The organism is Nocardiopsis sp. TSRI0078 (assembly GCF_001905145.1).
Classification (GTDB): domain Bacteria; phylum Actinomycetota; class Actinomycetes; order Streptosporangiales; family Streptosporangiaceae; genus Nocardiopsis.
The window spans coordinates 431,241-453,909 of sequence record NZ_LWLB01000012.1; the positions used below are offsets into that span (position 1 = coordinate 431,241).

Annotated in this window: 20 protein-coding genes; 14 read left to right on the top strand and 6 right to left on the bottom strand. The window is 71.8% G+C overall.

Annotated features, from left to right (window positions below):
* Window positions 1-39: 39 nt before the first annotated feature.
* Complete coding sequence (locus tag A6A08_RS12170) at window positions 40-468, bottom strand: YkvA family protein (RefSeq protein ID WP_073702658.1); 429 nt, start codon at window positions 466-468, stop codon at window positions 40-42.
* A 739-nt stretch (window positions 469-1,207) separates the two neighbouring features.
* Between A6A08_RS12170 and A6A08_RS12175 the strand changes: the two genes are divergently transcribed.
* The 8 genes from A6A08_RS12175 (at window position 1,208) to A6A08_RS12210 (ending at window position 8,715) form a co-directional block, all read left to right on the top strand.
* A complete protein-coding gene (locus tag A6A08_RS12175; RefSeq protein WP_073702659.1) occupies window positions 1,208-2,272 on the top strand; it encodes a hypothetical protein in 1,065 nt (354 codons plus the stop codon).
* Between the two features lie 69 nt (window positions 2,273-2,341).
* On the top strand, window positions 2,342-3,097 hold the full coding sequence (gene cpaB, locus A6A08_RS12180; protein WP_073702660.1) for a Flp pilus assembly protein CpaB: 756 nt from the start codon (window positions 2,342-2,344) through the stop codon (window positions 3,095-3,097).
* A gap of 3 nt (window positions 3,098-3,100) precedes the next feature.
* The gene (locus tag A6A08_RS12185) at window positions 3,101-4,522 is read left to right on the top strand and encodes an AAA family ATPase (protein WP_073702661.1); all 1,422 of its coding nucleotides are present in this window, start codon (window positions 3,101-3,103) and stop codon (window positions 4,520-4,522) included.
* 82 nt (window positions 4,523-4,604) lie between these two features.
* Entirely contained in the window at window positions 4,605-4,961 is a 357-nt protein-coding gene (locus A6A08_RS12190; RefSeq protein WP_073702815.1) for a pilus assembly protein TadE, read from the top strand.
* Window positions 4,962-5,056: 95 nt separating this feature from the next.
* Window positions 5,057-5,434, top strand: a complete 378-nt coding sequence (locus tag A6A08_RS12195; RefSeq protein WP_073702816.1) for a TadE/TadG family type IV pilus assembly protein — start codon at window positions 5,057-5,059, stop codon at window positions 5,432-5,434.
* Window positions 5,435-5,479: 45 nt separating this feature from the next.
* Window positions 5,480-6,805 carry a CpaF family protein gene (locus A6A08_RS12200; protein WP_073702662.1) on the top strand — a complete coding sequence of 442 codons (1,326 nt, stop codon included), beginning with the start codon at window positions 5,480-5,482 and terminating at the stop codon, window positions 6,803-6,805.
* A gap of 52 nt (window positions 6,806-6,857) precedes the next feature.
* Window positions 6,858-7,790, top strand: coding sequence for a type II secretion system F family protein (locus A6A08_RS12205; protein ID WP_073702663.1), 933 nt, complete (start codon window positions 6,858-6,860; stop codon window positions 7,788-7,790).
* Between the two features lie 13 nt (window positions 7,791-7,803).
* Window positions 7,804-8,715 (top strand): type II secretion system F family protein, encoded by a 912-nt coding sequence (locus tag A6A08_RS12210; RefSeq protein ID WP_073702664.1) that lies wholly within the window; start codon window positions 7,804-7,806, stop codon window positions 8,713-8,715.
* A 190-nt stretch (window positions 8,716-8,905) separates the two neighbouring features.
* Here the strand turns inward: A6A08_RS12210 and A6A08_RS12215 are convergent, their stop codons facing one another.
* The 3 genes from A6A08_RS12215 to A6A08_RS12225 all read right to left on the bottom strand — a co-directional run bounded on the left by A6A08_RS12215 (window position 8,906) and on the right by A6A08_RS12225 (window position 12,922).
* Window positions 8,906-9,844, bottom strand: a complete 939-nt coding sequence (locus tag A6A08_RS12215; protein WP_073702665.1) for a nitroreductase/quinone reductase family protein — start codon at window positions 9,842-9,844, stop codon at window positions 8,906-8,908.
* Window positions 9,845-10,293: 449 nt separating this feature from the next.
* Complete coding sequence (locus A6A08_RS12220; protein WP_073702666.1) at window positions 10,294-12,327, bottom strand: serine/threonine protein kinase; 2,034 nt, start codon at window positions 12,325-12,327, stop codon at window positions 10,294-10,296.
* Window positions 12,328-12,574: 247 nt separating this feature from the next.
* Entirely contained in the window at window positions 12,575-12,922 is a 348-nt protein-coding gene (locus A6A08_RS12225) for a helix-turn-helix transcriptional regulator (protein ID WP_083609081.1), read from the bottom strand.
* A gap of 182 nt (window positions 12,923-13,104) precedes the next feature.
* Here A6A08_RS12225 and A6A08_RS12230 point away from each other — a divergent pair, with 182 nt between their 5' ends.
* Window positions 13,105-14,103: an LLM class flavin-dependent oxidoreductase gene (locus A6A08_RS12230; protein WP_073702668.1), complete on the top strand. Its 999-nt coding sequence runs from the start codon at window positions 13,105-13,107 to the stop codon at window positions 14,101-14,103.
* A gap of 166 nt (window positions 14,104-14,269) precedes the next feature.
* On the opposite strand, the gene A6A08_RS12235 is transcribed toward A6A08_RS12230, so the two are convergent.
* Window positions 14,270-15,469 (bottom strand): TIGR04222 domain-containing membrane protein, encoded by a 1,200-nt coding sequence (locus A6A08_RS12235; protein ID WP_242422408.1) that lies wholly within the window; start codon window positions 15,467-15,469, stop codon window positions 14,270-14,272.
* 618 nt (window positions 15,470-16,087) lie between these two features.
* On the opposite strand from A6A08_RS12235, the gene A6A08_RS12240 reads away from it, so the two are divergent.
* The 5 genes from A6A08_RS12240 (at window position 16,088) to A6A08_RS12260 (ending at window position 21,493) form a co-directional block, all read left to right on the top strand.
* Window positions 16,088-16,315 (top strand): hypothetical protein, encoded by a 228-nt coding sequence (locus A6A08_RS12240; protein WP_073702670.1) that lies wholly within the window; start codon window positions 16,088-16,090, stop codon window positions 16,313-16,315.
* Window positions 16,316-16,447: 132 nt separating this feature from the next.
* On the top strand, window positions 16,448-17,437 hold the full coding sequence (locus A6A08_RS12245) for an OmpA family protein (RefSeq protein ID WP_083609082.1): 990 nt from the start codon (window positions 16,448-16,450) through the stop codon (window positions 17,435-17,437).
* Window positions 17,438-17,447: 10 nt separating this feature from the next.
* Window positions 17,448-17,975 carry a hypothetical protein gene (locus A6A08_RS28760; RefSeq protein ID WP_242422410.1) on the top strand — a complete coding sequence of 176 codons (528 nt, stop codon included), beginning with the start codon at window positions 17,448-17,450 and terminating at the stop codon, window positions 17,973-17,975.
* Window positions 17,976-18,002: 27 nt separating this feature from the next.
* A complete protein-coding gene (locus A6A08_RS12255) occupies window positions 18,003-18,677 on the top strand; it encodes a hypothetical protein (RefSeq protein WP_073702672.1) in 675 nt (224 codons plus the stop codon).
* 389 nt (window positions 18,678-19,066) lie between these two features.
* Entirely contained in the window at window positions 19,067-21,493 is a 2,427-nt protein-coding gene (locus A6A08_RS12260) for a glycosyltransferase family 4 protein (protein WP_073702673.1), read from the top strand.
* 111 nt (window positions 21,494-21,604) lie between these two features.
* Here the strand turns inward: A6A08_RS12260 and A6A08_RS12265 are convergent, their stop codons facing one another.
* The gene (locus A6A08_RS12265) at window positions 21,605-22,594 is read right to left on the bottom strand and encodes a hypothetical protein (RefSeq protein ID WP_143181744.1); all 990 of its coding nucleotides are present in this window, start codon (window positions 22,592-22,594) and stop codon (window positions 21,605-21,607) included.
* Window positions 22,595-22,669: the final 75 nt, after the last annotated feature.

Here is a 22,669-nt window from a genome sequence, read left to right on the forward strand (position 1 = left end):
CGGTCCGGGCCCGAAGGCCGCCGGGAGGCGGCGCGGGGCTCAACGCCCCTGCCGCGCGTCGTGGTCGCGGTCGTGCGCGCCCCGCCCGGGAGCGTCGCCGCCCCGGCCGGGCCGGTCGGCCTGCTGGAAGGCCTGCTGTGCCTGCTCCTGGCGCTCCCACCGGACGAAGCGCTCGCCCTCGCCGAGCGCCATGGTGGTCAGCCACACGGCGGCACCGACGTCGTCGGCCAGCCCGGGCAGCAGGAAGAACAGTTCGGGAACGAAGTCGATCGGCGAGAGGATGTAGGCCGCCAGCACGAGCATTCCGAGCAGCTTGGCGGTGCTCAGCTCGGGGTAGCGTCCGCGCAGCTTGGCGCCGATCATCCGCGGTACCGCCCCGGCGCGCTTCCAGACGGAGACGTCGCTGTCGGTGTTCTGGACGACCTGCCAGGCGGCGGCTCCGGCCGCGGCGCGGTTTGCCTTGCGCATCGTTGGTCTCCTCAGGGGCGTGTGGCTTCTCAAGATATGACGCGAAGCCTGTCTGATTCGTTCCCCCGCGCCCACCCGCCCAATCACGGACGTACGCCGTCCGGTGTCCTCCACCGGACCCTCCGGCGTGCCCGCGGCGGCGGCCGGGGGCGCCGGGACCGCGGGAGCGGACACCGCGGGTCCCCTCGCCCCCCGCACCGCCGGGGCGGTCACCCCTCCGCACGGTTCGTCCTTGCGGGGAGAGCCGTCCACAACCTGACCGAGGGCACTGGTGGGACGGGAGGAGGAAGGGCATCCTTGGAGAGGAAGGAACGGAAGGCACACAACGGCCGCAGGAGCCCACTCGGCGCTCAAAGGCCAACACAGAACACGAACAGCCCGAAAACGTTCACATACCAGTCTGTCCACGTGTTGGCCACATGCGGCCAACGCGCACGACACCTCCCCTGAGAGGCGGTGACGCACACGGACACGATCCGATCCCCTTCGGCCAGCACGGGAGTCTCGCCACCCGAGTCACGTCCGCCGACCTCACACCCCCAAACCCCTCCACCACCTCACACCTCGCCTCCAACGGCGACAAACGTGAGGTCTCCCGCGCTCCGCCACACATTCGTTACGATGCGTCCGAGTGGCACCTTCGAAAAGGCCGCTCAGCAGTCTCCCCTCAGTGTGCAGAACCGATGGAGCTTGCCCAGTGTCCAGAGCCCTACCTCGGTCGGCGACGACCGTCGCCCTGTTGGCGGACATCCCCAGCACGGGCCATGTGGGCGAGGCCGGGGCCCGGCGGTTCGCGATGCGCGGAGAGGGCATCGGCGAACGCAGCGCCGCGTTCGTCGCCTTCGCCAGGGAGGAGACCAGCGCGGGCCGCAAGGTCGTGGCCCTCTATCCCGCGTGGCGGTCCTCGGACGCCGAGCGGGCGGTCAACTTCGCCCGCGGCGCGATGCGCACCGACCACATCGCCGGGATCGGCGTCGACCTCTCGCCCCTGGCCCTGTCCCTCGTCGCCGACCAGCTCGCCTACCTCGCCCCCTACCTGCCGCCGGGGATGGTCGCCGCGCTCTGTGACGAACTGCCGCGGCACCTGCTCGCGGGGGCCTGGCTCAGGACGGTCTCCGGCCTGTCCACCATTCCCACCTCGATACGCCAGCACGTGGGCTCCTACGCCCCGACGGTGTCCTTCCTCGCCTACTGCGCGCCCACCCGCCAGGTGGAACGCATGCGCCCGGCCGACGTCGCCGCCACCCTGCCCTTCCGGCCCGTGCAACCGGTCCAGCTGCTGTGCTCCACACCCGACCCCGGCATCACCGGGGTCTTCGACGACCACCTCCCGCAGGCCATCCAACCGGTGGCCACCCGCACCCTGCCCCCGCAGCCCCTGGGCTCCGCGTACTGGGGAACCACCAAGTACGTGGAGTTCGTGGCGCTGAGCGCCCACCCCCAGGCCCTCGCCTACGCCGCCGGATCCATCCGCGCCTCCACCTGCTCCTGGTGCGGCGAGCCCGTGTCGGCCCGGTACTGCCCCTTCTGCTCGGCCAAGTCCGCCCGGGCCTCCACCAGGCCCTCCGCGCAGCGGACCGCTCCCCGACCCGCCGGCGGGCACGGTCCGCACGGCGCCCCGCGTCCCCCCGGCGGCGCCCCGCCCTCCGCCCCCGGGCCCGCGCCCCCTCCCCACACCGGGTGGGAACGCGCCCCGGGACCCGCCCTGGGACACCAGCCCCCGCCGCCCGCCGACGGACCGGAGGGTCCGCCGTTCCCGGGACCGGCTCCGCACCCCGAGACACCCAGGACCTACTCCCGCTAGGGACCGCCACCGCACCCCGCAGGCGAGCGGACGGCCCGCGACGACACTGGAAACGGAAAAGCAACCCCTATGAACCCCCGTCAGCGACGCGGCGTCCTGCTCATGGTCGTTGCCGCTATCGGCGCCGTCGCCGTGTTCGCCTCCGTGTTCACCTACCTCAGCGGCCAGCAGGAGCGCCTCGGCGACTTCGCCACGGTCCTGCGGCTGACCGAGGCCGTCGACGCCTACCAGCCCGTCGGGGAGGACTCCGTGGAGAGGGTCCAGGTGCCGAGCGCGTACTTCGACCCCGAGGTCTTCCTCACCGACCTGGCCGAGGTCGAGACCCCCGCCGACCAGCAGCTCGTCGCCGCCTCCCATCTGGAGGCGGGCGTGTACCTGCAGCGCGGCATGGTGCAGCCCCAGCCCACCCTGACCGCCGGTGAGCGCGAGATCGCCATCATGGTCGACGCCGAGACCGGTGTGGCGGGCAAGGTGCGGCGCGGGTCCTTCGTGGACATCTACGGCACCTTCACCCCGCGCGACCACGGCGAGGCGTGCGCGGTGCGGATCATCACCGAGGTGGAGGTCCTCGACATCGGCGAGCTGCGCACCCAGGAGGGTGAGGGCGGCGGGGTGTCCGGGGTGGTTCCGGTGACCTTCCGGCTGGACCCGGAGTCCGCGCTCCAGCTCGCCTACGCGGAGGACTTCTCCACCAAACTGCGGCTGGCCCTGGTGAGCGCCGACGGCGGCGGCTCGCCCGGGGACGCCGAGTTCTGCAGCGGGGACTTCGACACCCTCGTCGAGGGCGAGACGACCAACGGGCGGCGTACGCCGCATGGGGGGTAGACGTTGAACTTCCGTGTCCTGGCGGGCATGCCCACATCCGAGTCGGAGATGGTGCTCGCCGCGCGTTTCGAGGAACTGGGCAGCGCCGACCTGGTGGCCTCCCGGTCCACCACGTCGGCGCTGATCGACGCCGCCGGGGAGTTCCCCGAGATCGACGTGGTCCTCATCCACCAGGACCTGGGGCCGGCCCCGGTCTTCGACGCCATCCGCGACCTGTCCCACCGCCACCCGCAGCTGGCGATCCTGCTGGTCTCACCCACGATGGACCCCGACACCTTCACCGGGGCCATGGAGGCCGGCGCGCGCGGGGTGATGCCCCACGACTCGGGGATCGCCGAGCTGGAGACCCGCATCACCAAGGCCGCCGAGTGGTCGCGGACGCTGCGCCGCCACCTGGAGTCGGCGTCCCTGGACCTGCCCGCGTCGGGTGTGCGCGGGCGGATCGTGGCGATCAGCGGCGCCAAGGGGGGCGTGGGCACCACCACGTGCGCGGTACAGCTGGCGATGGTCGCGGCCGCCGCCGACCGGGTGGTGTGCCTGGTCGACCTGGACCTGCAGACCGGCGACCTGCCCGCGTTCCTCAACCTGCGGCACCGCCGCTCCATCAGCGACCTGGCGGACGCCGGGGACGACATCACCCCCGGGATGCTCTCGGAGACCCTGTACGTGGATCCGCGCGGGCCGCACGTGCTGCTCGCCCCCGAGCACGGCGAGCGCGGCGAGGACGTCGGCGCCCGCGCCATCCGGCGGATCCTGGGCGCGCTGCGCTCCCGCTACGAGCTGGTGGTGGTGGACTGCGGGTCCACCATGAACGAGGCCACCGCGATGGCCGTGGAGCTGGCCGACAGCGCGATCGTCACCGTCACCCCGGACGTGCCCGCGATGCGCGGCGCCCAGCGGCTGATGGGCATGTGGGAGCGGCTGCAGGTACGCGCGCACGAGGACGTGTACTCGCTGGTCACCCGGCACAGCCGCAAGAACGAGATCCAGCCGGACTTCCTCCAGCAGCTGCTGGGCACCCGGGTGCTGCGCACCCCGGTCCCGGCCGCCTACCGGGCTCTGGAGCCGGGGGAGAACAACGGCGACCCCACCAAGGTGACCGACGAGGGTCTGCGCAAGGCCTTCGCGCGCCTGGCCGCGGAACTGGACCTGCTGAGCCCGCCCCCGGCCCCGGGGCAGGGCGGCAAGGGGGGTTCGCCCACCCCGCCGGGCGGGCTGGGCGGCTTCGCCTCCCTCGCCGAACGGCGCGGTACCACGCCCTCCACCCGCGACGTGTCCGGCTTCCTGAACGCCTCGGGGCCCGACTCGGCCCGCGTGGCGGGCAACGGCCACTCCCCGGTCCCGCCGCTGGGCCCGTCCTACGGCGAGCGCCCGGGGCCGGGCCCGCACGGGGGCGGAGGAGGCCTCGGTGGGTTCGGTGGCTGAGTCCGGGCGACGCCCGGCCCGGTGCGGACGGGGCGGGGGGAGGGGCCCCTCCCCCCGCCGTGGCGACCGCGGCGGGGTCATCGTGGAGTTCGCCGCCACGGTGCCGTTCCTGATGCTGGCGCTGGCCCTGGTGTGGCAGGTCCTGCTGCTCGGCGTCACCGCCATGTACGCCTCGCACGGTGCCGCCGAAGCCGCCCGCCAGGCCGCCGTGACCCCCGACGACATGGCGCGCGTGGACGAGGAGGCGCGCAAGCGGGTCCGGGCGCCCTGGGACGGCCAAGACGTGATGACCGTGGAGATCGTGGAGCGCGACGGCGCCCGCTTCGCACAGGTGACCCTGGCCATGCCGGTCTTCCTGCCCGGGGCCTCCGGGCCGTGGGACGTCACCGGGGAGGCCCAGGTGGTCACCGAGGTGGAGCCCCGGGAGGTGGCACCGTGAACGCGGGTCCGGCCGGACGCCGCCGACCGTCCCGTACCGGCCGGCCGGGCGCGCGCCGAGGCGCCGCGCGGCCGGCTTCCGGGCGGCGGGGACCGCTGCGTCTGCTGTTCGGCGGGCATCCGGGACGGGACGGCGACCGGGGCGGCCCGCTCCTGGAGTTCGCCGCGGTCTTCCCGGTACTGCTCCTGGTCGCCGCCCTGGCGGTCGAGGCCTTCCTGGCCTTCGTCGCGGCCGAGCGGCTGGAGTCCGCGGCCAGGGCCGGGGCGCGGGTGGCCGGAGCCGAACAGCCGGAGGGAGCCGAGGCCGCGGCACGCCGGGCACTGCCGCCGTGGTTGGACGAGGCGGCCGTCACGAGCGGCGGAAACGACCACGAGGGCTTCTACGTGGAGGTGTCGCACCCGCTGCCGATCGTGTTCTCGTCGGTAGGCCTGGACCTGACGCTGACCCGGCGCGTGGACATGCCCGATGTGTGAGGCGGGGGCGGCGCACCGTACCCCGGGGGGAAGGAGACCGGAGCCATGGGCCTGAAGGACCGGCTGGAGGAGGACCGCGTCGTCGAGGGGCGCGCCGACCGCGGCAGCGTCACGCACTGGCGGCGGCGCCTGCTGGAGGAGATCAACCTGGAGGACCTCACCAGGCTGACACTGGCCCAGCGCCGGGTCCGCCTGGAGAAGGTCGTGGGGCACATCCTGTCCCGCGAGGGGCCGGTGCTCTCGGACCGGGAGCGCTCGCTGCTCATCCGCCGGGTCGTGGACGAGGCCCTGGGACTGGGCGTGCTGGAGCCCCTGCTGGCCGACGAGACCGTCACCGAGATCATGGTGAACGGGCCCGACAACGTGTTCATCGAGCGCGGCGGCCGCATGCAGCGGGTGGACGCGGCGTTCAACGGCGAGGAGCAGCTCTACCAGACCATCGACCGCATCGTGTCGCTGGTCAACCGCCGTGTGGACGAGGCCTCCCCGATGGTGGACGCGCGGCTGCCCACGGGCGAGCGCGTCAACGTGATCATCCCGCCGCTGTCGCTGTCGGGCCCGGTCCTGACCATCCGGCGGTTCCCCAAGCCGTACCCGATCGACGAACTCGTGCGGATGGGCAGCCTGGACTCGCCGACCGGCATCCTCCTGGCGGCGATGGTGCGCTCCCGGTTCAACATCGTGGTCTCGGGCGGTACCGGCACCGGCAAGACGACCTTCCTCAACGCGATGTCGGCGTTCGTACCCTCCGACGAGCGCATCGTCACCATCGAGGACTCGGCCGAGCTGCAGCTGATGCAGGACCACGTGGTGCGGCTGGAGTCCAGGCCGGCCAACATCGAGGGCCGGGGCGAGATCGCCATCCGCGACCTCGTGCGCAACGCGCTGCGCATGCGCCCGGACCGCATCATCGTCGGCGAGGTGCGCGGTCCGGAGACCATCGACATGCTCCAGGCCATGAACACCGGCCACGACGGGTCGCTGGTGACCGTGCACGCCAACTCGGCCGACGACGCCATCCACCGGCTGCAGACCCTGGCCACCCTGGGGGACGGCAACATCCCCTACGACGCGATCCGCGACCAGATCAACAACGCGGTGGACGCCATCGTGCACCTGGGCCGCTGGCCGGACGGGTCGCGCCGGGTCAGCGAGATCGCGGTGGTCTCCTCCCAGCGGCGCGAGGAGTTCCGGCTGGACCCGGTGATGCGGTTCGCGGCGATGCCCATGGGGCCCAACCGGGCCGTGGAGGGCGAGTTCCGGCACTTCCCGCTGCCCCGGCACATCGCCGGGCGGATCTACCACGTGGGCGAGGCCATCCCGGCGGCCTTCGGAGTGGCCGCCGAGGAACGGCACCGCGACGACTGGTGAGTCCCTCCCCCCGCGCCCGGGCGGGCGCGCCCCCGACCGTATTGGAGTCCCGGTGAACTGGCAGTTCGTGGCGATCCTCGTCGGCCTGGCCGTGGTGCTGGCGCTGGCGCTGTGGGCGCTGTGGGAGTTCGTGGCCAGCGCCCAGCAGCGGCGGCTGATCGCCGCCCGCAGTGCCCTGGACCAGGCCGAGTACGAGGCGTCCACGCCCATGGCGCGGCTGGACGCGGCCATCTACCGCACCCAGTGGGGCGCGCGCCTGTACCGCAGGATCGCCCGGTCGGGCGCGGAGGTGCGCCTGTCCACGTTCGTGCTCTCGCTGGCGGGCGGGGCGCTGCTGGCGGTGGTCGTGGTCTGGCAGGTGCTGGCGCCGTTCTTCGGCCTGCTGGCGGCGGCCGGGGTGGCGTTCCTGTTCTTCTCCTACCTGAACCGGGCCGAGGCCAAGCGGCGCGAGGAGTTCACCTCCCAGCTGCCCGACCTGGCGCGGGTGCTGGGCAACGCGACCTCGGCGGGCCTGGCCCTGCCCACGGCCGTGGCGATGGCCGCCGACGAGCTGGACGGGCCCGCCGGTGAGGAGCTGGGGCGCATGGCCGAGTCGATGAAGCTGGGAGCCAGTTTCGAGGAGGCCGTCCGGGAGCTGCGCGAGCGGATGCCCTCCCGCGAGCTGGGGGTGCTGCTGTCCACGCTGGTGGTGGCCTCGCGTTCGGGCGGCTCCCTGGTCACGGCGCTGCGCAACATCTCCACCACCCTGGAGAACCGCAAGGAGACCCGGCGCGAGGTGCAGACCATCCTCAGCGAGACCACGAGCACCGTGTGGGCGCTGGGGTTCATGTCGGTGGGCGCGCTGTTCCTGATCAACGCCATCGAGCCGGGCATCATGCGCGTCATGACCACGTCCGTGGCGGGGGTGACGGTACTGCTGGTGGTGGCCGCGCTGTTCGCCATCGGTTTCGTGCTGGTGTCCCGCATCACCAAGTTCGACCTGTGAGGACCTGCCCCCGATGAACGACCTCCTGTCCCTGGTGCCGCTCGCCGCCGCGCTGGCCGGCTCGCTGGTGGTGCTGGTCGCGTGCTACGGCCTGTACCTGACCATGTCGCAGACCCGGGTGGCGGTGAACGACCCGGCCGCGCGCCCGGCGCGGACCAGGTCCGACGACACGTTCGTCCTGCACCGGATCACCGAGGCGATCGGGCGGCCGTTCGCCCGCTCGCTGGAGGCCTCCCTGAGCCGGCGCGTACGGGTGTCCGTCACCGAGCGCATCGAGACGGCGGGGCGGCCCGACGGGCTGACCCTGGAGCGGTACCTGCGGCGCAAGGTCGGCGAGGTGGCGCTGTACGGCTCCCTGGGGCTGCTGATGTTCGCGACGGGCAGCCCGCTGGTCGGGGCGGTGGTGCTGGCCTTCACCGGGTTGACCGACCTGAGCCTGTACGTGCAGGGCCAGGAGCGGGCCGACCGGGTGCAGTCGCAGCTGCCGGACTTCCTGGACGTGCTCGCGGTGACGGTGAGCGCGGGGATGTCCTTCCGTGCGGCGGTGGCACGGGTGGCCGAGTCGATGCCGGGCGTACTCGCCGACGAGTTCACGCTGGCCCTGCAGCAGATGGAGCTGGGCACGTCGCGCCGGGAGGCCTTCGAGCTGCTGCGGCGCCGCAACCGCAACGAGTCGCTGAGCAAGTTCGTGACCGCGATCCAGCAGGCGGAGGAGCTGGGCGCCCCGCTCAGCGACACCCTGGTGGACATCAGCCGGGACATGCGGCGGGCCGACGCCCAGTACATGCGCCGCAAGGCCCAGCGGATGAACCCCAGGGTGACGATGGTGACCGCGGTGACCCTGCTGCCGGGGCTGCTCATCCTCATCGTGGGGTCGATGTTCCTGGGCACCGAGGTCGACCTCGGCGTCATCCTCGGCGGTTGAGGCGCCCGCGCGCGCCGTGGAGGGTCCCGCACGGAGGGCCCCGCGCCGACGCGCTGCCGGCGCCGTGGCCGAAGGTGCGCCGACCCGGTCCTCGCACGGTCGGTCCCGTACCCGTGGACGGGTCCGGCGCGGAAGCGTCCACGGGCACGGGACCGACGGGAGGAGGAGTCCGCCCGTCGCACCGGCGGCGTCAGCGGCCGGAGCCGCGGGCGGGATCAGGCGGGAGGGGGATGGCGGCCAGGGCCGGGAACAGCTCGGCCTCCTCGTAGTCCAGGTGGGCCTCCAGCTCCGCGGTCATCCGCTCCACCTCCTCGCGCAGCCGTGCGGGATCGGCCCTGGTCAGATCGGCGATGAGTGCCTCCAGTCCGCCGCGGAGCCGCTCCACCGCGCGGTGCTCCTCACGGAGCCGGTCGAGCGTCCGCGCCAGGTGCGGCTCGCGCTCCTCCAGGTGGGGGAACATGAACTCCTCACTGGTGTGGTGGAAGTGCAGGGACTCGCAGAAGGCCAGGCAGTGCTGGCGCAGCTGCAGGTTGATCCCCAGCGGCGGCGGGCCGTCGGCGTCCGCCCTGGCGGCGCGCTCCGCGAGGTAGGCCCCGGCCTCGGTGCGCACGTGTTCGAGCTGTCCGCGCAGCCAGGTGTGCACCTCGACGAGCTTGTCGGCGAGGTTGGCGACCTCGGCGCCTTCGACGTGGGCGCGTTCCAGGGCCACGACCGGCAGGACCCGGCCGGTTCCGGCCTGGTAGTCGCCGTAGCCCGGCACCCGGCGCACGATCTCGTCGAACAACCGGTCCCGTTCGGCTCCCTCGGCGGGCACGGCGACGGCGGAGAACTCCTGGGCGCCCAGCTCCACGGCGACCGTGGGGTGGGCGAGGATGTTGTGGTACCAGGCGGGGTGGCGGTCCGAGCCGCCCGCCGAGCCCACGACCAGCAGCCGTCCCCCGACGCGGACGTAGCCGAGCGGGGTGGTGTGCTCGCGTCCGGACCTGGCTCCGACGGTGGTGAGCAGCAACAGGTCGCCGCCCTCGAACATGCCGCCGACGCGGCCGCCGTTGGCGCGGAACTCCTCCACGACCGGGACGTTGAAGTCGCTGACGTGGGGTTCGGGTCGGATGTGCGGGTTCTCGGTCATGTGTCTCCCTGGGGTGGTGGTCATGGGCGCGACCGTCCCCGAAGGCACCCGCCGCGGCCCGGGCGCGTGAGCGCACGGGTGGCGGGCGGACATGGCGGAGGACCCGGGTGTGGCCGGGTGCCGGACAAGGGGTCCGGGGAGGTCGCGATGGGTCTCGGCGCGTTCGGGCGCGGCTCGGGCCGGCGCCGCGGGAACGGCTAGACGCGGTCCGCGGTGTGTGTGCTCACAGTGCGCTCCCCGGTGGTTCAGGTGCCTCCATACCTACCGACCGGCCCACTTCTCTCTGGTCGGTGGCACGCGACACGGGGGTCACCCTACGCCACCCGGAGGCCGGGCACCAGCGGGCTCCGGGCACCGGGAGGCCCCTGCCGTCACATCCGGACGGGCCGCGGGGCCGGAGGTCGCAGGTCCGCAGGTCGAGGGTCGGAGGTCGGCGGTGCCGCGCCCGGTCAGCCGTTGAACGGTGCGGGGGCCTCCGTCGGCCGGACCCGCCCCGGGTCGGGGACGCCCAGGTCCGGATCCCCGTTCAGCTCCACGAACGTGTACCGGGTGTACCACCGCTCCGCCTCCGGTGCGGCGGGGTCCAGGAAGGACACCGGGACGCCTTCGGAGACCGGGCGCCCGTTGAGGACGGCGTCGCCGCCCTCGGTGGAGAAGCCCAGCGGGGTCCCGTCCCGCGTGGCGACCAGTGTGAACACCGTGTCCGCCCCACCCGGGGCACCGGAGGCGGAGAACTCGCCCTCCACCCGGACCGCGGGCACGTCGTCGGGTGCCTCGCCGCCCAGGTGGCCGTAGGCGTCCTGGGCGGGCGGCGGCGCCGTGAAGACCGTCTCCTCCTGGTGGAGGACGGTCCCGTTCTCCACGGCGCGGACCAGGGGGCCGAGGACCCCCTCCGGGGTGAACGCCTCCGCCGAACCGAGCACCCCGGGTTCCGCCCCGTACCAGATCGGCACGCCGTTCCACGCGGTGTTCTCCGCACGCAGCAGGTCGCCGTCGACCATCGTCAGGTCGCTGGTGCGGGCACCGCTGACGGTACTGGTCCAGCGCAGCGCCTCCCGCGGCCCCGACTGGTAGAGCACGCGGTCGAAGAGGGTGGGCGCGACGGCGGTGTCGGCGGGCAGCGGCTGGCCGTATCCCCCGCCGTTGCCCGCGTGGGTGATGAACGTGAGCTCGAAGGACTCCGCGGCCATGAGGGCATCCAGCGAGGCCGACACCAACTCCGTTCCGGTCAGGGGCTCGGATCCGGGGCCTCCGGACTCCCCGGGTTCCTCCTCGCGCCCGGGACCGGCGTCCCCCTCCGCTTCGGAACCCGAACCGGCCGTGAGGGTGTCGGGCTCCCCCGCCAGGGCGTCCAGGAGCAGGTGTCCGCCGCCGACGGCCGCGGCCAGGAACACGACCGCGGCGGCCGCCAGGGCGGGCGTCCCGCCCAGGCGGGCCCCGCGGTGGCGCCCGCGTACGCGCCCGGCGGTTCCGTGCTCGGCGGCTCCGCGTCCGGCACCGCCGGAGGGCTCCTCCGCTCCGTCGGCCCCTTCCCCGGCGCCGGAGGCGGCGCCGTCCCGCTCCGCGGGCCGGTACCGGGCCGCCTCCACGCGCGGCCAGTGGGTACGGACGAGTGCGATCAGGCACTCCGCCCACATGTCCGGGGTCGCCCCCTCCTCCACGCCCGCCAGCAGCAGGCACTCCAGGTAGGCGTCCTCCGCCGAGGGGCGCAGCGCGGGGTCCGCCGACAGCGCCTGGGCCAGCACGGCGCGCAGGCCCTCGGGGACCCCGGTGAGGTCGGCACCGTCCTCGCGGACCCGGCGGGCCGCCTCCGGGGAGAACGCGTCCGCGTCGAACGGCTCCCGCCCGGTCGCGGCCAGCACCACCAGGCACGCCCACGAGAACACGTCGGCTGCGGCATCGGGCGGGGAGCCCGCGCGGCGCTCCGGAGCCAGCCGGCCGGTACCGTCCGCGGCGGCCCGCGGGTCCCCGCCGTCGACCTGGCGGGCGATGCCGTGGTCCACCAGCCGCGGGCCGTCCGGCGTCATGATCACGTTGCCGGGCCTGACGTCCCCGTGGGGCACGCCGGCGGCGTGGACGGAGGCGAGTGCCTCGGCGGTCCCGGCTGCCAGCACCAGGAGGGCGGGCTCGGGAAGCGGCCCGGCCTCGCGCACGTGATGTCCGAGGTCGGGGCCGGAAAGGTACCGGACCGCCGTCCACGGTCGCCCGTGGAGGAGTCCGCCGGCGTCGGCGCCCACGGCGCACACACTCCGGTCGTGGCGGACGGGGACGGTGTTCCGGCCGGAGGCCGCGGCCGGGATCCGCCCGGCGCGGGCGGCCCTGAGGGCGACCGCCTCCCCGGACGGGGCCACGGCGGCGTACACGACTCCCCCGCCGCCGTCGCCGAGGCGGCCGACCAGACGGTGGCCGCCGATCTCGGCGGGGTCACCGGAGGCGAGGGGACGTACGTGCGGCGGGAGGGGGTCCAACGGGTGTGGGGCCATGGGGGGCGCCTTCCACTCTCCGGGATCGGGGGACGTCTGCTGGTCCGGGCCGTCGACCCACGGGTACGCGAACTGTCGGATACCGACCGTACACATTCCCGCACATACGTCGCGCCCGCCCGGTTCACGACCGCACGAGACCTTGCGGGTAGGTCACCCCGTGTCGGGCCACGGTGGATCCGGCGTCCGGTCACGGTCGCCGTCCGGGCACGGCCGGGCACCGACCCGTACGACGGGGCGACGGTCGTTACCGCCGGGTCTCCTCCACCGCCCGGGCGGGCACCGGGTCCCCACAGGAGAGGACCGACTCCAGCAGTCCGGGGAAGCGTCCCTCCAGCTCCTCGTCGCGCAGCGAGATGAAGCACCGCGTCCCCTCGGTCCGGTTCTGCACCAGGCCGGCGTTGCGCAGGATCTTGAGGTGGTGGCTCAGCGTCGACTGCGCGATGGGCAGGTCGATGTCCTTCCACGCCCGCTCCCCCTCCAGGGCGGCGAGCATCCGCACGATCCGCAGCCGGGTCGGCTCGGCCAGCGCGGCGAGGACCGTGACCAGTTCCACCTCGCGGAGGTCGGGGTGCGCGTGCTCCCTGGGAGCCAAGGCGATCCTCCTCGCATGGGGCCTGGCCTGGACCAGACGGGATTTGGCTCGTGGACAGTCGCGAGTGTACCTTCGGAATTCGATGTTCGTCGAACATCGAACGTGCAGGCCAGTCGGTGACGAGGATCCCCGTCCCGGCCTCGCCGCCGGTTCCGCTACGCAGCAGGGGGAAGAGGGCCACCATGTCCAACGTCGCGCTGTCGGTGCTCGACCACGCCAGCATCGCCGAGGGGGCCACTCCCGGTGACGCGCTCCGCTCCGCGCGGGAGCTCGCCCAGCACGTGGAGCGGCTGGGCTACAAGCGCTTCTGGCTGTCCGAGCACCACAACATGCAGGCCATCGCCAGCGCCGCCACGTCCGTCTCCCTGGGATTCATCGCCGAGGGGACCTCCACCATCAGGGTCGGCGCGGGCGGCGTCATGCTGCCCAACCACTCGCCGCTGGTGATCGCCGAGCAGTTCGGCACGCTGGAGTCGCTCTACCCGGGCCGGGTGGACCTGGGCCTGGGCCGTGCGCCGGGTACCGACCCCCGCACGATGAAGGCGCTGCGCCGCGACCACAGCGCGTCGGCGACCTTCCCCAGCGACGTGCAGGAGCTCCAGGGGTTCTTCGAGCCCGCCGAGCCCGGCCAGCCCGTCCGCGCGATCCCCGGCGAGGGGCTGCGGGTGCCGCTGTGGATCCTGGGGTCCAGCCTCTTCGGCGCCCAGCTCGCCGCGCAGCTCGGTCTGCCGTACGCGTTCGCGTCGCACTTCGCCCCCGACGCGCTGTACGAGGCGCTGAAGGCCTACCGTGAGGGCTTCCGTCCCTCCGGGCAGCTGGACGAGCCCTACGCCGTGGCGGGGGTGAACGCCTTCGTCGCCGACACCGACGAGGAGGCCCAGCGCCTGTTCACGACCATGCAGCAGGCGTTCCTGGGCACCCTGCGCGGAGCGCGGGGACGGCTCCGCCCGCCGGTGGAGAGCCTGGACACCGCGTGGCGCCCCGGGGAGAAGGAGCGGCTGGACCACATGCTCCGCTACTCGTTCGTGGGTTCGCCCGAAACGGTCCGCCGCAAGCTCGAACTGTTCGTCGCCGACACGGGTGCGGACGAGCTGATGGTGTCGTCGATGATCTACGACCAGACGGCCCGCCTGCGCTCGTTCGAGCTGCTGGCGGAGGTGGCCGAACTGAAGCGCCCGTAACGGGGCCGCCCCGCCTGCCGGGGCGGGAGGCGGTCGAGGGTGGCGGCCGATCTGCGGGCAGGCGGTGGCGCCGCCCTCCCGGCGCGCAGAACGCCGGGCAGGGTCGGGTAGGCCCTGCCCGGCGTTTCGTGTGGGGGTGGAGATCGTGGCCGGGTGCGGGTGGGTGTCACTCTCCCCCGCCACCACCGCCGCCTCCACCACCACCGTCGCCTCCGCCGGAACCGCCGTCACCGCCACCGGATCCACCGCCGCCGCTCCAGCTGTCGGAAGCGGATCCGCCGCCGTCACCGGAGAACTCGAGGCCGCCCCAGCCTCCGTTGCCGGAGGGACCCGCCTCCGGGCCTGCGCCGGAGGAGTCCGGATCCTGGCAGAGGTCGGCGAACGCGCACAGGTCCTCCAGGAGGACGGAACCGGCGTCCGTGTCCCCCGCATCCCCCGGGTCGCCCGCGTGGACGATGGGGACGGAGAGGTCCTGGCGGGTGTCCGACGAATGCCGGGCCGAGGAGACCCTGCCGTCCCGGGTCCGTGACGCGGACTCGCGCAGCGCGTGGAACCCGGCGACGGCCGTGTAGCGGACCGCCCGGTCACGGGTCATCATCTCCTCGTCGGTGGAACGCGTTCCGTCGGTCTGGGCCGCCGGCACGCCGTACCTCCGCTCGGCCAGTTCGACCACCGCGTTCCCGGCAGGGGTGTTGGGGTTCAGGAACGGGCCCCCGGTCGCCGTCAGAACCGCCTGCACGACCACCAGGGCGGCCGCGGAGGCCAACCCCCCGGCGAGGAAGGTGAGGGCGGTGCTGCCTGGCTCCACGAAGAAGAACGCGCCGGCGCCGCCCGCGGCGACCAGCAGGGAGACCACCCGCATCCCACGGATCGTCCTCGGGGCCCTCGCGCGCGCCCGGAGCGCCCGGCGCAGCTCTGGGGAATCCACGATCAGACCTGACGCGACGAGGTCGTCGCACAACTGCTCCACGCCCCGGCCGACCACGACCCGGCGCACCATCTCGCGGGCGCTGACGCCGACGCGGCTCTTGAAGGCGGCCAGGAACTCTCTGCGGACGAGGTCCCTCTCGTGCGTGTAGGGACGGGAGGGACCGACGAGGGTGAAGAGGCCTCCGGCGGACTGCTGGCGGATGCGGCCCTGGAGGAAGGCGTCCATGACCACGGTCTCCCCCACCCGGACCGGTCCGCCGGAGAGCAGGGCCAGCTCGTTCGGGTGGAGGTCGTCCGGGTCCGGAGGAGTACGGCCGGGCCTGGCGGCCCTGCTGAGCGCCGCCTGGAGGACGAGCCCGCCGCGCAGGACGACCGGGAGCGGAACGGACCCGACCAACAACCCCATGACCAGGGCGACCGTCAGGGGAAGAACCACGCTGCTGTCCATACCGCATCACTCGTCTTCTGTGTCGGGGGCCGTCCGCGGGGACCGGACGGGGGGTCGGGTGCTGGAGGAATGAGGGTCGCAAGGGTCGGCGGAAGAGGACGGGGCTACGGAGGAGCGCACCCAGGGAGTCGCGTCGGGGGACGGCTCCCCTCGTGGCCCTGCCAGAACAGTGACCCTCTCAGAACAAAGGTACCCATCCAACGCCCGAAGGATCGTGCGTATACGGGGTGACCTGGTATTTCCCATCCGCCCATGGCGCCCCGGCAGCACGCATGCCATCATGGTCACCCGCCGAACACCAAACGTGATCCCCCGGCGGGGAAGCGCGGTACCGCATCCGCACGTCCACTCGGTTTCACCTGGCGTACGCCGAACCCTGTGGGTCCTGTGGATAACGTGTGGCCCCGTGATCCACGGGGCATCCTGAAGAAAGATGGCCACATCCGGTCAGAAGCCGGGGTGGTGTCGGTGTTCGTGTCGGATAGTGGGATTCCGTGAACACGCGCCGCCCGCACGAGCCCCTGGTGGATCCGGGCAAGGGTTCACCTGCTCAGGGACCGCAGGGATGTGGTGCCGCAAGACCCCCTCCCCCAAGGAGTTAGCCCCGTGAACAGCTTGACCAGGCTCTGGGTGACGCTGAGCACCTTCCTCGTGCCATCCTCCGAAGAGGAGGACAAGGGCGCCGGGATCGTCGAGTACGCCGCCGTAATCCTACTTGTTGCCGCCATTGCCTTCGCGGTATACCAGCTCGGCCTCGCCGAAAGTATCAGCAACAGCATTCGGGGTGCTGTCGACCGAGTTCTTCGCGGCCCCACCTCCGAAGAGGTTCCTTAGAAGAAACCCTTCAGCACAAGGGGTTTCCGAGAAGCACCAAAGCAACCATGAAGAAACAGGAAGAAGTTGAGATCAGAGTACCGCACTTCCCAGAAGCGTGGCATCCAACCCTCATTTTCCACCGGGTCAGCGATGACAGCAATTCTTCTTCTTGTCTCTGGTTGCGTAGTCACTCCCGAAGAACGCTTACCGGACGAAGAAGCCAATCACGATACACCTCAGGCACCCACCTCTGAGCCTTCCAGCAGCCCCGGCGGCGACCAAGAAGATGTTATTGCCAGCAGCATAACCTCATCAACTGCGATCGGCAGTGATTATCAGATTGACATCTACGCCTTGGAGCGAGTGGGAAACGAACTCCTGAGACTCCGATTTGGCGTTACCAACAAATCAGGGAAGAGCTACTTCTTCGACGACGGCCTGAGCGGAACCAAAAACCCTTACACCGGCGACAGGATAACCCTCCTGGACCCAGGAAACAGGACAAGACACCTCAGCATGGAGCAGAACGATGGAACCTGCTTCTGCTCGGTCCTCAATGAGAACATACCCTCCGGCGACACTGCAGACATGTGGGTAGTTTTTCCAGAACCTCCTTCAGGCGTGGAATCCATGACTATCACCACACCCATCACACCCCCCCTTCTTGATATACCCATCACCGACTCCTCGGAGACAGTTGGAAACTCAGGTCTAGCAGATCCAGAAATAATCCCACTCACCATGATCTCCGATGATACTGACAGCAACACCGGGCGCACGGAAAGCGGAGAAGAAGTCAGTATCATCCTTTCCTCTGACGTACTCTTCGAGACCAACAGTGCAGAACTCAGCCCCGACGCACAGGAGATTCTCGAGCAGGTAGCCATCGAAATCAACGATGCAAGCTCCTCGACCGTCAACGTCGATGGTTATGCTGACAACACCGGAAGCGACTCAATTAACATTCCACTGTCCCAGGACCGGGCAGAAGCGGTTGAAGCAGTCCTCTCCGAACTCGCCACCCGAGGGGGAGTCTCCTTCAAGGTAGAAGGCCATGGTTCAGCTGACCCCATCGGCGATAACGACACGGAGGAGGGGCGCGAGCGCAACAGGCGAGTCAGCGTCACGTTCGAGAAGTAGCGGATACACGATGCAGAAGAACATATTATCTCCTAAACTTTTCATAATTACATCCACGACAGCATTATTCATGTCAACCGGAATCAGCTCAGCAGCACCAGCACCCCAAACAGAAAACCTGGAATCCCTCGGAACCGCCCAGAGCAACGATACGTTGTCATCCAATCTGGTCGCGGAAGTCAACCAGGCCGAGCGAGACGAGGCTGAAGCCTTTCTTTCCGTGACTTGGAGCATTGAGAACACCGGAAGCACTCAATCTTCGTTAGCCTGGCTCAGGGACGGGTCTTATGTCTACTCCGGACAGAACTTTGCGGGAGTGACAGCCATGAACCCCGAAGGAGAAACCCGGTATCGACCCATCATGGACGGGGAAGGATACTGCCTCTGCTCTGGCGAGGAATCCAACGAACTGATCAATGTGCTGGATCCAGGCGAAAAGATCGCTTACTGGTCCCTCTTCTCCGTCCCTGACGACCTTGACACCGTGACGGTCGAGATCCCCAACTTCGAACCCATCGAAGACATCCCCATCTCCTGAACCTCCGCAGATCCGTAGGAGACGGCGTTGCCCACCTCCCACCGCCCCGCACTCGGGGACACCCGACGGCCCTCCCCCACCGGGCCGCCCAGGCGGTCCGACGACCGCAACGGGCCGCCTCGGGTCCGGCGCCGGACCGAGCGGGTCCTGCGCCTCCTACGCCCCGCCAAGGGGGCGACGCGGGACCGCGGCGCGGCGTTCGTCGAGTTGGCGGCGGTCACCGTCCTGGTCGCGGCGATCATGGTCGCGGTCTACCAGCTCGAACTCAGCCAGACCTTCAACAACGGGGTGCGGCAGATGGTCTGCCTGGTCGAGGGCCCGGACTGCGGTGACCAGACGTGGGTGGACGCCGACCGACCCGAGGAGCCCGAGGAGTACGAGTGGGGCGCCGGCGGTTCCAACGCCCTGGAGAACGAGTCCCTCGCCATGGAGATGGCCGCGGCCAGGGACTGGAACGAGAACGAGCGGACGTGCCTGAAGAGCCTCTGGAACGCCATGTCCCACTGGGACCACACGTTCGTCGACACCGAGACCGGCGCCCACGGCATCTCCGGGTTCAACCCGGCCCGGCACGGTCCCATGCCCACGGGGTTCCGGGAGAGCCCGTCGGAGCAGATCTCCTGGGGGCTGGGCTACATCGAGCAGACCTACGGGTCCCCCTGCGCCGCCTGGGTGGCCTGGGAGGACACCCACACCTACTGACGGCCCACCGCCGCCCGTAGGAACGCCGCCGCCCGTGCGCCCGCGTCGGGGCCGACCGGTACCAGTACCGCCCGTTCCCGTGCACCCGTCCGCCGCCGACTCATCCCGGGCCCACCACGTCCTACCTCCGACGACGACGCGTGCCCCTTACACGAACGCCGCCCCCACCTCCGGGCGTGTCGCTTTCGCGGCGCGTGAAATCTCCGCAAAACACCCACAGAAGCCAGTAAATCTTGTGGACCTATCCGGCATAAGGGGCATTTCAACTTAGGCGACGTTCGTAGCCTGTTCGTTCTGCCGTGCCCCTCCCAGGAGGGGTCCGGGGACGGGGAACGTGCACCGCTACCGCCCCGTGGGTCACGGGGCGCGACCGAGGACACGGGGGCTCTGTGAAGATCGCTTATCTGATCAACGACATGTACGGCATCGGCGGGACCGTCCGTACCGTCGCCAACCAGGCGGCGGCCCTGTCCGCACGGCACGAGGTCGAGATCGTCTCGGTGTTCCGGCACCGCGAGGAGCCCGTTCTGCCCGTGCCCGACCAGGTACGCCTGCGCCCGCTCGTGGACGTGCGCGATCACGACAGCAGCCACGGCACGGGGACCGAGGGACGCCCGCTGTACGAGGGCTCGCCGCGGGCCGGCGCGCCCCCGCGGCTCTTCCCGCCGGAGGACGCGCGCGGGCCCACCCACAGCCGCCTGACCGACGACCGGCTGGAGGAGTACCTGGCCACCACCGACGCCGACGTGGTCGTGGGCACCCGGCCCGGCCTGAACGTGGTGATCGCCCGGGCCGCGCCGCGCGGGGTGGTGAAGGTCGGTCAGGAGCACCTGACCTACGACCAGCACTCCGAGGCGCTGCGCCGGGTGATGGAGGAGGAGTACCCGCGCCTGGACGCGTTCGTGACGGTGACCGAGGCCGACGCCCGCACCTACCGCGAGCGGATGTCGCTGCCCGGCGTGCACGTGCTCTCCATCCCGAACTCGGTGCCCGCGCCCCCGTTCACCGCCAACGGCCACAACACCCGCACCATCGTCTCCGCCGGAAGACTCGCGCCCAGCAAGCGGCACGACCTCCTGGTGCAGGCGTTCTCCATGGTCAGCGACGACTTCCCCGACTGGACCCTGCGCATCTACGGGCGCGGCAACCGGCGCGCCTCCCTGGCCCGGCTGGTGCGCTCGCTGGGCCTCCAGGACCGGGTGTGGCTGATGGGCGCGCATCCGCGCGTGGAGGAGGTCTGGGCGCAGGGCGCGTTCGCGGCGACGACCTCCAGCGAGGAGCCGTTCGGGATGACGATCGTGGAGGCCATGCGGTCCGGTCTGCCGGTGGTGAGCACCGACTGCCCGCACGGCCCGGCGTCGATCATCCGCGACCACGAGGACGGGCTGCTGGTGCCGAACAAGTCCGCCTCGGGCGTCGCCGAGGGCCTGGCCGAGCTGATGGCCGACGACGGGCTCCGCCGCCGGATGTCGTCCGCCGCCCTGGTGGACTCCGAGCGCTTCGACCCGGCCAACGTCATGCTGAGGCACGAGGAGCTGTTCTCGGACCTGAGCGGCCGCCCCCTGCCCCGGACGGGGCCGGTGGTGCCCGCGCCGCGCCCGGAGCCGCCCGCCGCCTGCCGCGTACGGGCCGGCGGGGACGGGACCGTGGTGCTGTCGTTCCCCGAACCGCCCGACCGGGTGGTGCTGGTCCGGTCCGGGCAGAGGGTGGCGCTGGAGGTGGACGACGCCGGCGAGGCGGTCGTGGACGCCCGGCGCGAACGCCTGGCCACGTGTACGTGGGAGGTGCTCCGGGTCGACGGCGAGCGGGAGAGCCCGGTCGAGGACGTGGAGATCCAGCAGCAGGGGTATCCCCTCGCACCGGACGGCGTCCGGCAGCTGGCCCTGGTGGTGCCCGCGCGCTCGGCCGAGGGCCGCCTGGTGCTGCACTCGCGGCGATCGGCGCACCACGCGGAGGTGGAGCACGTGGAGTCGGCCGACGGGCTGGTCACCGTGTGGGGCAGGGTGCTGGGGCGGCACGGGCCGGACACCCGGGCCCGCCTGGTGGTACGGCTGCGCACCCCGCCCCGGGCCGTGCGGGAGTTCTCCGCCCCGGTGGACGGCGACGGCCGGTTCAGGGCGGTCGTCGACCCCGCGGAGGTGGTCCGCGGCCGGGACGGGGAGTCGGAGAAGTGGGAGATGCGCCTGGTGCTCTCCGACGGCACCGAGTGCACGGTGGGCCGGCACCTGGCCGGTGTGGCGGGATACAGGAGGATCATCGAGTACCCCGCCCAGAAGGTGGAGCGGGAGCGCGGATGCGGCTCACGGGTACGGCCCTACTACACCGTCAACGACCGCCTGGCCCTGAAGACCTCCCCGCTGGCGCCGGTCCTGGAGGTGGACGACGTGCGGGTGCGCCCCAGGGGGCGCGGCGGGATCCGCTTCGAGGTGCGCCTGGCCTCCCCTCTCCCAGAGGACGCGGAGTGCGCGGTGGAGGTGGTGCGCGGCACCGACGCCGGGCAGCGCTTCCCGCTGAGCGCCGAGACCGTCCGCGCGGAGGAGGGCTGTCGTCTGACGGGGATCCTGCCGCTGCTGAACCGCACGGAGTACGGGAGCGCCTCGGGGCTCCGGGCGTCGTGGCAGCTGCGGCTGCTGGTGGGGCCCGCCGGAGCCCTGGGCCGCCTGGGCGCCAAGGCGGCCCCGGTGCGCACCGCGCGCCGCTGGAACCACGGCCCCTACGTGCGTTCGACGACCGTGGCGCCGCTCGGGTCCGGTGACCTCCAGGTCACCGTCGCCGACGTCCACGTGTGGGAGGCCGTCCGCCGACGGCTGCGCTGACCGCTCCAGCCGACGGCCGCGCCGTCCCGCCCGTCCTCCACCGCCCCCGCGGCCGCGTCCGGCGAGGAGCGGGCCGCTCCCCGGCCGACGCCCTCGGCCGCCTCCCGGCCCCTACCGCGTGTGCGGCTCCTCCCGCCCGGTGCGGATCATGCGCTGGGCGAGGCTGAGTCGTTCCAACAGCCAGTCCGGCAGGTGGTCGGAACTGCGCGGGAAGGACCGGATGTCCTGGTGGAAGCTGCGGGGGTCGGGCTCGGAGTCGAACTCGGGCGGGGCGTCGTGGTCGAAGTGGGCCCCGATCTCCCGCGACTCGCCCACCGTCAGCCGGGCGGTGAACCACGTCCCCTTCCCCGGCTGGTACATCCCCGTACGCAACCGGTCCAGCATCTGGCCGACCTCCGGAAGGAGCAGGTCCCACTCGACGCGGCCGTCCTCCCTGCGCACCGTCACCCGCGACGAGGACATCCTGACGAGTCCCCTGTAGTCGATGACGATCTCGCTCCACCGGCCGCGGACCTGCCCGACCGTGCGGTCCACGACCTCCTGGAGGGTGTCCATCATCTCCTCGGGGGTCATGCCGCCGGGCGACATGCGCGCCCGCGGCCCGGGGCGCGAGACCCCGGCCAGCATGCTCCAGGGGGAGGCGCCCTCCGCCGTACCGGGTACGCGGTCCCCCTCCAGGCGCTCCCGCAGCCAGTCGGGGACGTGCTCGTCGTCGCGGGGGAAGCGCTCCAGGTCGAGCGCGTAGCCGTCGTCGTCCCGGGGCTCGTCGAAGTGGGGCTCGTTCTCGTAGTCGTACCGGACCCGGTACCCCCCGGACCGCTCGACCTCGTAGTAGGCCGTGTACCAGGTACCCGTTCCGGCGGTGTACATCCCCGCCCGTACCTCCCTCATCCGCTCCACCGCGGACAGCGGAGGGACGCAGCCGGTACTGCGCCCTCCCTCGAACATCACCTCGAAGCGGGCGGTCTCCCAGGCGCCGAGCCCCGAGTACACGAGCCGTAGCTTGACCCAGTCGTCGGGGGCCGCTCTGAGCAGGTCCGTCCCGATCCGGCGGAGGGACTCGTCCTGTTCGGCCGGGGTCATCGCTTTTCGGGCGCTCATGTTCTCGCCTTCGCTTCTTCTGCGGCGGGTGGTCATGTCGGCCGGGCACCGCGGTCTGTCCGCTCGGCGCACTCC